General features: G+C 53.9%; 14 protein-coding genes. 3 read left to right on the top strand and 11 right to left on the bottom strand.

Annotated elements, in window-relative coordinates; genetic code table 11:
- Positions 1 to 66: 66 nt before the first annotated feature.
- The 8 genes from CJP46_RS13835 to CJP46_RS13800 form a co-directional block, all read right to left on the bottom strand.
- Positions 67 to 1,254 (bottom strand): D-alanyl-D-alanine carboxypeptidase family protein, encoded by a 1,188-nt coding sequence (locus tag CJP46_RS13835; RefSeq protein ID WP_094596213.1) that lies wholly within the window; start codon positions 1,252 to 1,254, stop codon positions 67 to 69.
- Between the two features lie 179 nt (positions 1,255 to 1,433).
- Positions 1,434 to 2,258, bottom strand: a complete 825-nt coding sequence (locus CJP46_RS13830; RefSeq protein ID WP_094596212.1) for a purine-nucleoside phosphorylase — start codon at positions 2,256 to 2,258, stop codon at positions 1,434 to 1,436.
- A gap of 14 nt (positions 2,259 to 2,272) precedes the next feature.
- Entirely contained in the window at positions 2,273 to 3,187 is a 915-nt protein-coding gene (gene xerD, locus CJP46_RS13825) for a site-specific tyrosine recombinase XerD (protein ID WP_094596855.1), read from the bottom strand.
- 93 nt (positions 3,188 to 3,280) lie between these two features.
- Complete coding sequence (locus tag CJP46_RS13820; protein WP_094596211.1) at positions 3,281 to 3,514, bottom strand: DUF4227 family protein; 234 nt, start codon at positions 3,512 to 3,514, stop codon at positions 3,281 to 3,283.
- 185 nt (positions 3,515 to 3,699) lie between these two features.
- Positions 3,700 to 4,167, bottom strand: coding sequence for a ferric iron uptake transcriptional regulator (gene fur / locus CJP46_RS13815; RefSeq protein WP_094596210.1), 468 nt, complete (start codon positions 4,165 to 4,167; stop codon positions 3,700 to 3,702).
- Between the two features lie 93 nt (positions 4,168 to 4,260).
- Positions 4,261 to 4,911, bottom strand: coding sequence for a stage II sporulation protein M (gene spoIIM, locus CJP46_RS13810; protein ID WP_094596209.1), 651 nt, complete (start codon positions 4,909 to 4,911; stop codon positions 4,261 to 4,263).
- A gap of 56 nt (positions 4,912 to 4,967) precedes the next feature.
- On the bottom strand, positions 4,968 to 6,209 hold the full coding sequence (locus CJP46_RS13805) for an endonuclease Q family protein (protein ID WP_179281166.1): 1,242 nt from the start codon (positions 6,207 to 6,209) through the stop codon (positions 4,968 to 4,970).
- Positions 6,206 to 6,790, bottom strand: a complete 585-nt coding sequence (locus CJP46_RS13800; protein WP_094596208.1) for an NUDIX domain-containing protein — start codon at positions 6,788 to 6,790, stop codon at positions 6,206 to 6,208. The genes CJP46_RS13805 and CJP46_RS13800 overlap by 4 nt, the downstream gene beginning before the upstream one ends.
- A gap of 101 nt (positions 6,791 to 6,891) precedes the next feature.
- On the opposite strand from CJP46_RS13800, the gene mciZ reads away from it, so the two are divergent.
- Together mciZ and CJP46_RS13790 are read left to right on the top strand one after the other, a co-directional pair.
- A complete protein-coding gene (mciZ, locus tag CJP46_RS13795) occupies positions 6,892 to 7,044 on the top strand; it encodes a Z-ring formation inhibitor MciZ (RefSeq protein ID WP_094596207.1) in 153 nt (50 codons plus the stop codon).
- Between the two features lie 158 nt (positions 7,045 to 7,202).
- Positions 7,203 to 8,423 (top strand): tetratricopeptide repeat protein, encoded by a 1,221-nt coding sequence (locus CJP46_RS13790; RefSeq protein WP_094596206.1) that lies wholly within the window; start codon positions 7,203 to 7,205, stop codon positions 8,421 to 8,423.
- Between the two features lie 137 nt (positions 8,424 to 8,560).
- Here the strand turns inward: CJP46_RS13790 and CJP46_RS13785 are convergent, their stop codons facing one another.
- Positions 8,561 to 9,685, bottom strand: a complete 1,125-nt coding sequence (locus CJP46_RS13785; RefSeq protein WP_094596205.1) for a tripeptidase T — start codon at positions 9,683 to 9,685, stop codon at positions 8,561 to 8,563.
- Between the two features lie 98 nt (positions 9,686 to 9,783).
- Here CJP46_RS13785 and prli42 point away from each other — a divergent pair, with 98 nt between their 5' ends.
- Positions 9,784 to 9,885: a stressosome-associated protein Prli42 gene (gene prli42, locus CJP46_RS13780; protein ID WP_094596204.1), complete on the top strand. Its 102-nt coding sequence runs from the start codon at positions 9,784 to 9,786 to the stop codon at positions 9,883 to 9,885.
- Here prli42 and lipB read toward each other — a convergent pair.
- Both lipB and CJP46_RS13770 read right to left on the bottom strand, forming a co-directional pair.
- Complete coding sequence (gene lipB / locus CJP46_RS13775; RefSeq protein ID WP_094596203.1) at positions 9,871 to 10,590, bottom strand: lipoyl(octanoyl) transferase LipB; 720 nt, start codon at positions 10,588 to 10,590, stop codon at positions 9,871 to 9,873. The genes prli42 and lipB overlap by 15 nt on opposite strands.
- Before the next feature lie 50 nt (positions 10,591 to 10,640).
- Positions 10,641 to 12,017, bottom strand: a complete 1,377-nt coding sequence (locus CJP46_RS13770; protein WP_094596202.1) for a dihydrolipoamide acetyltransferase family protein — start codon at positions 12,015 to 12,017, stop codon at positions 10,641 to 10,643.

The following is a 12,017-nucleotide window of genomic DNA, read 5'->3' as shown; positions in this document are numbered from 1 at the left end:
GAACAACGATTTCTACGAAGTAAAACCGGATTCCTGCATCACGACAAAACTAGAAGAAAACCGCTATCAATCTACAAGAAACAATTTCGATGTCGTCCGTTTGAACAGCTTCCACCATCCGGCCTTTCCTACCATTTCCGGAGACTTCAGCTCAAATTCCTTCAGCACCTTGTCGCCCTCGTAGACGACCAGTTTGCCGAGAACCTGTCCCTGCTGGACCGGAGCCTTGATCTCCTTCGGTACGACCACTTCATGGCGGATGCCCGCCGCCTTGGCGTTTTTCTTCGTCAGGACGCTGTAGGTTTGTCCAGCCTTCAAGGTTAATTCCTTCGTATTGCCCTTGTTCACTTTCACCGTACCCATAAGGTCACCCGGGTTGAAAATGGTATGCGTGCTGTACTGGGCAAACATATAGTCGAACATTTTGGACACTTCTTCGTTCCGTGTCTTGGTGTTGGGTTCGCCCAACACCACGGCGATAGCTCTCAAGTTGCCATTCTTGGCTGTGGCCGAAAGACAGAACTTCGCCTCCGAGGTATACCCCGTTTTGAGACCGTCAGCCCCTGTATAGAAGCGGACCAGCTTGTTCGTATTTACGAGCCAGAAGGGCTTTTCCGAATCTTTTCGCAAGTAGTCCTGATAAGAACCGGTGTATTTCGTGATTTCCGTATGCTTTAACAGTTCACGGCTGATCACTGCGATGTCATGAGCCGAGGAGTAGTGGTTCTCGGCAGGAAGCCCATTGCAGTTAATGAAATGGGTATCCTTCAGTCCGAGCTCCTGCGCCTTGTCGTTCATCATTTGCACAAAAGCCTGCTCCGTGCCGGCGATTTTTTCGGCCATCGCCACCGATGCATCGTTGCCGGAAGCCATTGCGATGCCCTTGAGCATTTCGTTGACCGTCATTTCTTCACCCGGCTCGAGGAAAATCTGCGAACCGCCCATCGACGCCGCATATTCACTCGTCCGGACCATATCGGTCATTTTCAGCTTGCCCTCGTCAATCGCTTCCATCGTCAGCAGCATGGTCATAATTTTTGTAATGCTTGCCGGCGGAAGTTTATCATGGCTGTTCTTTTCATAAATGACCGTTCCCGTATCCGCATCCATGAGGATGGCTGACCTAGCATTCGCCGCAAGCTCCACGGCCGGAGTCCGGCCGCCTTTTGGCGCTTCCTCGGCATACCCCAAATAAGGCAACGCCACCGTGGACAGTCCGAAGGACAGCGCGAGCGCCAGTATCGTTCTTTTCAAAATAAGTCCCCTCCTGACCTATTGGTAAATTGAAATGGTTACTGTCTTTCAGTTTCGTCAGGATCAGAGAAAAATATTCCATGCCGGGGAGGCTTAGCGCTGATTTATTTTTGGAAAAGCGCAAAAACCCCCGCAGGAGTTATCCTGCGGGGGTTGCTTTGATGAAATGGCCTTGCAAATTACATATGAGGAATGACGGCAAGCACAAGGCCAAGAAATTTCTCGCGAACTCTCTCAGTCGTTTCCATCACCTCTTCATGGGACAGAGGCTGGTCCAAAATGCCTGCCGCCATGTTGCTGATGCAGGAAATGCCGAGCACTTCCAGGCCGGCGTGCCGGGCCACGATCGTCTCCGATACCGTCGACATGCCGACGGCGTCCGCTCCCAGCGTGCGCAGCATGCGGATTTCGGCCGGCGTTTCGTACGTCGGTCCAAGCAGGCCGGCATACACGCCTTCGCGGACCGGAATATTCTTCGACGCGGCGGTGTCCTTCAAGAGCTGGCGAAGCCGCCGGCTGTAGCCCTCGGACATGTCAGGGAAGCGGACGCCGAGCGCCGGGTCGTTCGCACCGATGAGCGGATTGCGGCCGGTCATGTTCAGATGGTCGGTAAGGACCATCAGGTCTCCCGGCTCGAAAGAAGTGTTAATGCCGCCGGCCGCGTTGGTCACCAGCAGGCTCTTCACGCCGAGCTCTTTCATCACCCTTACCGGGAATGCCGTCACTTCCGGACCGTAGCCCTCATACATGTGGAAGCGCCCTTTCATCAAAACGACGCTTCGACCTTCGATCGTACCGAGCAGAAGCTCGCCCGCATGACCTTCTACCGTCGATACCGGAAAATGGGGAATATCCCCGTAGGCGATGGAAATGCCGTCCTGAATCAGGTCAGCCAAAATGCCGAGACCGGAACCGAGAATCAGGCCGACTTCCGGTTGAACGCCTCCTTTGCTCTGGATAAAGGCAGCTGCCTCTTGAATTTGTTTCAGCTGTGTCGTTGACATGCGTATAATCTCTCCTAATCGGTAATGGAATGATCCCGTCCCCGGGGATGGTGTTCCTCGTAGACGTCCTTCATCGTTCTTTTCGTATTCATTGTATACATTTGGGTGGTCGCCATATCGGCATGCCCCAGCATCTCCTGTACGGAGCGCATATCGGCTCCGTTCTCCAGCAGATGCGCGGCAAACGAATGCCTAAGCGTATGGGGCGTAATCTCGCCTTCGATCCCCGCATCGGCTGCGTATTTTTTCAACACCTTCCAGAATCCCTGGCGCGTCAAGCGGCTGCCCGTCAGATTCAGAAACAGGCCGCGGTCGTCCGAGGAGGTTTCCCGTACTAGCGGGTCCCTCATTCCGGTCAGGTACTGCCTAACCGCCCCTGCGGAAATCCCGTTGATTGGAAGCACCCGTTCCTTGCCCGCACTGCTTGTGCAGCGGAGGAAATGCATGTCCAAATTGACATCGTCCACGTTCAAGGAGATGAGTTCCGATACTTTCAGGCCGGTTCCGTAGAGCAGTTCCAGCATGGCTTTGTCCCGAAGTCCCTGCGGCACGGAGACGTCGGGAGCTTCCAGCAGCCGGTTCACTTCCCCGATGGACAGAACCCTGGGAGGCTTCTTCTCCAGCCGGGGAGTATCGAGTCCAAGACTCGGATCCTGCCGGATGACGGATTCCCGGATCAAATAATGAAAAAAAGACCGCACGGAAACCAGTTTGCGGGCGAGCGTCGCCGGGGCCAGGCGCTCCTGCTTCTTCAGGTTCAGATACATTTGGATATGCGTCCGTTTGACCTGATCCGCCGAGCTTAGCCCCCGCTCCTCTATAAATCCCACAAACTGCCGGACATCACGGGTGTACGATTCAAGTGTATTACTGGACAGCCCTTTCTCCTCACGGATGTACCGAATGAAGGGCTGTACATACTGTATCATGTCGTGAAACAGCTCCTTCGGGTTCATTTTGAATTGATGTAACTTCTTCCTGTTCTACTTCGACAGCAGGGCGGACGTCCCCTGCCAGAGGCATTATTCTCCATACCAAAAATAAAAACGGAGCCTGTCTCCCATCCGCTCCCCATCTTTTGCCCCGTCACCGGACTGAAATGCCTTGACGGCGTGGCCCTCCGGAATCCGGTAATGGTCTACCGGCGTGATCCAAGCGGAGAACAGGGTCAGCACGTGATAGAACATATAGGCCAAAGAGACGAAGACGATCAGGAACTTGAGTACAGACAGCCATTTCCGCAGCGAAATGATCATCCTGGCAATACCTCACCTTCCGATGAAGGAGAAGAGCTCCTCCCCGTTCATCCTTGCTATATCCAGCATATGAAGGTTTGTCCCCGTGTATGCCCCAGGACGCCCGGACCAAAAAAGCTCCCTTCCGGCGCATGCCGGGCAGAGAGCTTTGATCGTCAAGATCATATTATAAAATCGTTGTATGATTACTTGTCATCGCTGCCGCCGTTTTCTTCCTTCGCCTTACAGCGGTAGCATACCCCGTGGAAATCAAGACGGTGGTCCGAGACGGTAAAGTTGAACTCCCGTTCAACCCGCTCTTCCAGCGGTCCAAGCCAGTCCTCGCGAATCTCATCCATGCTTCCGCATTTCACGCAGATCATATGATGATGGTGATGCTTGGCCGTATCGGTGCGTAGATCGTATCTGGCCACACCGTCGCCAAAGTTGATCTTCTCGACCACATGCAGCTCGCTCAGCAGCTCCAAGGTACGGTACACGGTTGCCAGACCGATTTCCGGAGCCTTTTCTTTTACAAGCATAAATACATCTTCCGCACTCAGATGGTCTTCTTCATTCTCCAATAATACTCTGAGGGTAGCTTCCCGCTGGGGTGTCAGCTTATAGCCCTGGGATTGTAATTGTTGTTTGATTTTATCGATCCGTGCTTCCATTGTCTCCCTCCCCACAGGAAAATCTCTGCACCTATCTATAACCGCTTCTCTCATTATATGGGGAGTTGCCAAACAAAGTCAAACGCTTTTGCCTTACAGGCCGGAGATGGCAGGAGCGTGGATCAGCATGGGCGTCACCCACCGCATCATCGTGGGGGTCACCCAGGTTTCAAACGATGAGATGCCGAGCATGAGGAGGCCCATAACGAGCGTCATGCCGACATACGAAGCGAAGGGGCGGGTAATGTTGCCAGGACGCTGGAGCATCACCCGGTTTTTAATAATATGAAGCGAAAAGGCGATGGCCGATACGCTGCAAATGATCAGTACCGGAATGATGAGCAGGTTCGGCGGAGCCACCGACACCAGCGCAAACAGCAGGCCGTGCCACGAAAATTGGCCAACCAGGTAGCCCACCGTAAAGCCGACTAGTACGCCTTTCAAAAAATCGAGGATCAGAATGCCGGGCAGGCCGATGACCGACAGGCCGAGAATCCAAATCAGCCCGACCCATTTCAGATGCAGGCCGGCAATATCCCAGTAGGAGTGCGCGGGCTGACCTGCCTCCGTTCCCTGGTTAACGGTTACGAAAAAATTGCCCAAATATCGTCCCAAGTCCTGCTGCTGTTCAAGGGAAAGAGCATTGACCATGAGCGCTCCGAAGATGACTCCAACTAGAAACAGTACGGCGACAAATATATACAAGATGTTTTGTTCTTTCAGGGCATGGCGGAAAGCTCGCATGCAGGTTTCTCCCCTTTCCATTCGCATACCCCTACTGTATGATGGCAAGTCCCAAACTATGTCTTGGATACGGACATCCCTTCCACTTTGCCGTAAGTTCCTCCCCCGCCCGAGGTCAGCTTCAGGCTGCCGTTTCTGGCCATAACGATCATCCGCGCCAATTCGGTGCCCACGACCTCCGCGATATCTGCTTCAGCCGCGTGGTGGAGGATCGACATTTCCGTGCCGAACCGCTCCAGCAGCAGTCTCATTTTGGCCTTACCGAGACCCGGAATGAACTCAAGCGGAACCTGGTAATGATATTCCGGCCGGGAAGCTGGCATATAAGACTCCTTGCGGTCAGCGATATCGAGGATCCGGTCGAGTACCCCCTGCACGCGCTTAGTGCTGCCACAGAAAGGGCAGTCTGCCCCACCATGTTCTACGTCCAATACGCGGCTGCAGCCATGGCAGTAAGTGCGGTGATACTTACCCAGGCGGGGATTGAGGCCGTAGTTCCCTGTCACACGCCTGCCATCCACCATCTCCAGCGCTTTGCGAAATTCTGCGAAGTTCGGCTCAGCCATACGGATCCGGTTGTACTCGCGGGCGATTTTACCCAGGGAATGGGCGTCGGAGTTGGTTACAAATGTATACGGATCGAGCTCCGATATCAGTCCGGCCATTTCCGAATCCGAGCTCAGCCCGAGCTCGATTCCGCTCACAAGTCCCGGGTCAATCACATACTCCATCCGCGGCGTCATGCTGCCGTACAAGCCTTTGTGCGGAGTAAACACGTGGGCGGGAATCATGATACCTCCCATATCGTACACCTTGGCCTGCAGTTCCCGTCCCGAAACATAAATGCGCTGTGAGCTCAGGTTTACGTTCTTCATATGGCCCGACATCCAGGCCGTGAAGCGCTGCATGGTGGAAAGGTCCGCAAAATATACGAGCAGGTGCGCAGCGCCTCTGCCTTGTTCGTATATTTCAATTTCCGAGCCAAGAAGGATCGTCGTTCCCCGGTAGGCGATTCCCCCGCCCTGCACTTCGCTCATTTCACCGGATTCCAGGCAATCGATAATATCCTTCTGGACGACCGGCGAGTGGCAGTCGATAATGCCTACCAGCTCGATTCCTTTGCGCTCCGATGCTTCCTTGGCGATGTTCGCGAACGTCAGGTTGGCGCTGCCGCTAATTTTGACTGCATGCCCGTCGTTCGTTCTGCCGATATGGATGTGCAGATCAGCAAAGTATTCGCTCAAAATATCCGACTCGTATGCAAGCTCTTGGTGACTGATGCGTTCCGGATGGCTCATACGCGGAATTCACCCGTCAGCTTATTCAACTTCCAGGCGTACACCGCCATGAGTGTCTTGGCATCGCTGATCCATCCTTGCGAAATAGCTTGGAGCGCTTCTTCCATCGTCAATTCCAGCAGCTCTACGAACTCATCCTCATCCGGCGCCGCATCGCCCCCTTGAAGATCGTGAGCCACGTACAGGTGGATCACCTCATCGGCAAACCCGGGAGAGGTATAAAAAGAATGCAGCAGCTCCAGACGACCGCAGCTATATCCCGTCTCCTCCACGAGCTCACGCTTGGCGGCTTCCAGCGGATCTTCCCCAGGCTCCAGCTTCCCGGCCGGAATTTCAAGCTCGCACCGTCCCATCGCCTGGCGGTACTGATCGACCAGAACCATGCGGTCATCCTTGATAGCCAGAACGGCTACCGCGCCGGGGTGGCGGATAATTTCCCTTGTGGCCGTATTGCCGTCCGGAAGCCGGACTTTGTCAATCTGCAAAGATACGACCTTCCCCTGAAAAATAGATTCGGTAGATAGGGTCTCCTCCTCCAGATGTTTGGACTGTTCCTGCATATATGGCAAAGACTCTTTCATTCTATGATCCTCCTTATATTTAAAACCTAGCATTTTTGGCCATGCTGACACATATGGTCTTATTATAACAAACTTCACCCCAAGGAAAGAGGGATCCATTCATGAAAAGTTACCGTACAGCGCAATCGATCCATATGGTGGGACGGGCCTGGCAGATTAGAATCATGCTCCGTCAAATGCAAAAAGAATGGAGCCCCGACACGCCGCTGCAGCACATTTTGCAATCGCTTGAGTCTACCCGGCGGAATCATTAAGGAGCAGGAATCAGTTCCTTTATTATTCCCCTGGAAACGCACAGTATTTTCGAACCTCAACCTAAAATCGGATATGTATTTCTTTTAATAAACATTTTTTCTGCATTTTCGCCAACTATTCGCTCACTGGGTTGTTCTATATATTGGAGGGTACAAATATGACCAAAGATGAATTGATATTGCTGCTGCAAACATACCCGCATTCCCCATCCCTGCACTTTAAGCTGGGATTATGGTATAGGTCACGCGGATACAACAGCGAGGCGATCACGCACATTCGGTCAGCTCTGACGCATGCACGCCACGCTTCCGGTAGTTTGCCCAATGATGAAAACTTTGACGAAGCACAGGGATGGCTCGAGTACGGGAGGCTTTTGTATGCATGCGGACGGACCGAGGAAGCCGAGGAAGCCTTCCACCAAGTGATCAGTCTGGGTCAGCATCACCGGAAAACGCTCTCGGAATGGGGAGCCCTGCTCTACGACGCAGGGAAGACGGATGCGGAAATATGCCGGCAGCTGCAGGAAATGGCCCGAAACTCTGATGCTGCTGAACTGCAGGTCGGCCAGACCCTGGCCGAGCTTGGGGCGTACGAGGAAGCCTGCGGCGTGTTGCGCCGGCACACTGATGATGTGCGGTTCAATGAGTCCGTTCAACTCATTTACATTTTGTGCCTTATTCACACCCATCGGTTCAAGGAGGCGCATGCGCTGCTGACTCAGCGTTCGATGGATCCGGACAAGATCGTGGTGAAGTCGGCCGCCCATTCCGTTACTGCTTTCCAAGCGGCATATCTGTGCAGCCGGGTGCTGCAAGACGGCAAGGGATTACCCGAATTGTCCAGGTTTAACAGGTTGGAGACAGCCAAATCCGCGATCGTGCTCGGCATGATCGATATCGCAATGTCCCTTCAGCCCGACCCTTCGCTTCATGAGTCCAGCGAGTTGATCTATGCGCTGTACCGTCAGGGCTATGTGGACCAGGCGAAAACACTGCTGCACAAACTGGGGGGAATCCCAACGTACGAGAGAAGCCAGAGCTCGCTCGATCTTTGCTTTATTGCCGCTGAAATGCTGTATGATCAAGGCGAATTCGGGAAAGCCGCGCAGTTGTTCGAATCGATCTATGCAACGGATCCATCCCACTCCTTATCGCGGTTCGCGGCCGCCTCGTGTTTCCTGGAGGAGACCCGCTCCTCATTGGACCACAGACAGGAACGTCAGGTGATCGGAAGCGACTTATATTTTCAAATTGACGAATATTTGACGAATATCACCTTGGCCCTGCAAATTATTCAATCGACCGGCTGGCATACGGTGTGGACGCCGGCGCAGCGCAGAAATCATCCTGCCGCAGACCGACTGCGTTATGTTCACTAGCCGGCGGGCCTTCCCGTTTGCCCGCGAATGAAGTGAGGAGCCCACATCAAAAAAGCTGTTCCACAGCGGTTTTCCGCATGCCATGGAACAGCCTCTTTGTGTAGCATTATTTTGCCTAAAAAATCGGGTTAAAGCCTTTATTTGACGGTCTCCTGAATGATGCTGAGCACCATTTCAGCAGTTTTCACCATATCTTCTGCGCGAATCCGTTCCTTTGTGGTATGTATGTCCTCATAGCCGATAGCCAGATTCACCGTCGGAACCCCGAGCCCGTTGAAAATGTTGGCGTCGCTGCCGCCGCCCGATACGAACACTCTTCCGCTCAGACCCAAGCGCTCAATCGCACGTTTGGCCAGGCTCACCACAGGATCGTCTTCGTTAAAATTAAACGCGGGATACACGATTTCACTCCGGAACTCACACTGAGCGCCGAACTCGCGAACGGTCGTCTCGAGCGCTTCCCGCATATGGGCGATCTGCTGATCGACCTTTTCCTGTACGATGCTGCGGGCTTCCGCATCAAGCTGGACAAAATCGCATACCACATTGGTCGCCCCGCCGCCGGAAAATTTACCGATGTTCGCTGTCGTTTCCCTGTCAAGCCGGCCCAGCTTCATTCGCGCCACCGCTTTGGAGGCGACTTGAATGGCACTGATGCCGTCTTCCGGATTCACGCCGGCATGCGCCGATTTTCCGAAAATTTTCATTTGAATTTTAGCCTGGGTCGGTGCCGCGACGGCAATCGATCCGACCTCTCCATTGGAATCGAGGGCAAATCCGAGCTCGGCATCCAAATACTTCGGATCCATCGAACGCGCTCCGAGCAGTCCGGATTCCTCACCGACGGTAATCACGAATTGGATCTGTCCATGAGGGAGCTGCTGCTCCTGGATAACGCGAATCGTCTCAAGCAGAACAGCCAGACCCGCTTTGTCGTCCGATCCCAGTATCGTCGTTCCGTCGCTGCGGATCCATCCGTCCTCGCCCAGGGTGGGTCTGATCCCTTTACCAGGGGCTACGGTATCCATGTGGCACGTAAAAAGAAGCTTCGGAGCTTCTGCGCCCCCTTCGCCCTTCCAGGTCACGATCAGGTTGCCTGCGCCATGACCGGTTCTGGCCTGGGAATCGTCTTCGACGACTTCTAGTCCAAGCCGGGTAAATTTCTGCTTGAGCAGGGCGGCGATCTCCGCCTCATGGCCCGTCTCGCTGTCCACCTGAACCAGTTCCATAAACTCCTGTATCAAACGGTCTTGTTTAATCAATGGACTTTCCTCTCCTTCGGCGTTAAGTTACAATAGTACATAGGTTGTCCCGGCTCGCGAAACGAGCCTTCAATAAATGATGAATAAAGGAGCTAGTTATGCAACGAAAAAAATGGTTTCGCATCTTCGTATACCTTATGCTCATTGCCATGGTCGGATCCGTCGTATTTGGGCTTGTCGAGTCCTTAATGGCCCGCTGAGTTCAGCGGGCTTTCCTCTGCATCCATTGCTGCGACGGCCTCAAATCCGAATACCTCGGTAAAGAACGGAACGATCTCCTCCGCCACCCGTTCGACCGTGATCGGCTTCCCTATGCAATCCTCCAGCGACGTTACGCCATACTCCTGAATCCCACACGGAATGATGCCCTGAAATCCTTCATTTTGAATGCCGGAAGTGATGTTGAAGGCAAACCCATGGCTGGTAACAAACCCTCTTTGGTGTTTGCACTTGTTGAATTTGACCCCGATGGCGCAAATTTTCAGATCTCCTACCCAGACGCCTGTATATTCAGGTTTGCGGCCTGCAACAATCCCGTAATGCGCAAGGTAATTGATGATGACCTGCTCGAGATTGCGCAGATAGCCGTGCAGATCCAGCCCTTCCTTGCCCGCCAGCAGCAGCAGCGGATAGCCGACCAGCTGCCCCGGGCCGTGATAGGTGATGTCTCCGCCCCGGTCGATTTCAAACAAGCCGATGCCTTGCTTTTCCAACTGTTCCTTGCTGAGCAAGAGATGCTCGGGATGCCGCTGCGACCCTATCGTATACGTCGGCGGATGCTGCAAGAGCAGCAGGGTTTCCTGCTGCTCTCCAAGGTCAATGCGGCTGACGATGCTTTTTTGCAAATCCCAGGCCGCACCGTAATCCATCATCGGCGTATAGGACACTTCAAGTTTGGTTGTCATGATTGCTTCACGCCCTTTCAGATGATGACCAAGCTTTCGAAGACTTTTATTTAGTAAACTTTCGTATCCAGCGTATAACTTTCCACGTTTTCCTTCACGCGCTGAAGGAAGCGTCCGCAGATAACTCCGTCCAAAATCCGGTGGTCCAGCGACAGGCAGATATTCGCCATCGAACGGACGGCGATCATATCGTTGATCACGACAGGCCGCTTCACGATCGATTCGAAGGTAAGGATGGCCGCCTGCGGATAATTGATAATCGGGTAAGACAGGATGGAACCAAACGACCCGGTATTGTTCACCGTAAAGGTGCCCCCCTGCATATCCTCCAGCTTGAGCTTACCCTGACGCGTTTTGGTCGCCAGTTCCTCGATTTCCCTAGCGAGGCCAGCAATGTTCTTCTGGTCGGCCCGTTGGATGACCGGGGTCATGACGGAATCTTCTGTTCCGACGGCAAGGGAGATATTGATGTCCCGTTTCACGATGATTTTATTCACCGCCCAAACGGAGTTCATGATCGGATATTCCTTGATCGCATTGACCACGGCCTTCAGCAGAAACGCCAGATAGGTTAAATTATAGCCCTCTCTGCGCTTAAATTCATCCTTCAATTTATTGCGCAGCAGCACCAGATTGGTCACGTCAACCTCGATCATCGTCCAGGCATGCGGAATTTCCGACACGCTCTGTCGCATGTTCGTGGCAATAGCATTGCGGATCGGGGTGACGTCGATCATCGTTTCGGCGCGTCCGTTCTGGTCTTCAATTTCCACGGCCGGAATACGCGGCGACTCGGTCAAATGCAGACCCGACTGCCGGGTGGATGCCGGCGGAACCGGGATATATTGCTCCGGACGGACCGCAGGATTGGCATGCGGCAACCCTTCGAATGGAGAATGAACCTGTTTCTTCACGGGAGCTTCGGCCGCCCGACCGGTTTCCGCAGCCGCACCTCCGTTTTCGATATAAGCAAGGACATCCTTGCGGGTAATCCGACCGCCCATGCCCGTTCCCTGCACCGCGTTCAGGTTCACGCCGTGCTCGGCTGCCAGGCTTTGCACCGCAGGGGAATACCGGCCGCGCATCGACTGGTCGCCAGAGGCTTCCGTCTGTGCCGGGGCAGCTGCGGTACGTGTCTCAGCCTGCGGCCGTTCCTCCGCCGGAGACACCTCGGCGCCTGCTGCCGCAATGCGGCAGATGACCTCGCCGACGGCGACGGTCTGGCCTTCTTCGGCGACCCATTCTCCCATAACCCCGTCCACCGTGGAAGGGATTTCCGCGTTGACCTTATCGGTTATGACCTCACAGATCGGCTCGTACTGTTCCACCTTATCGCCAGGCTGCTTCAGCCATTTGGCGATCGTTGCGGACACGAGAGATTCTGCCAGCTGTGGCATCACCATATCGGTTAATTTTTGATTTGACAT

The organism is Paenibacillus sp. XY044 (assembly GCF_002257645.1).
Classification (GTDB): Bacteria; Bacillota; Bacilli; order Paenibacillales; family Paenibacillaceae; genus Paenibacillus_AQ.
The sequence above is the reverse complement of the archived record's forward strand: the minus strand, read 5'-3'. Positions and strand labels throughout refer to the sequence as shown.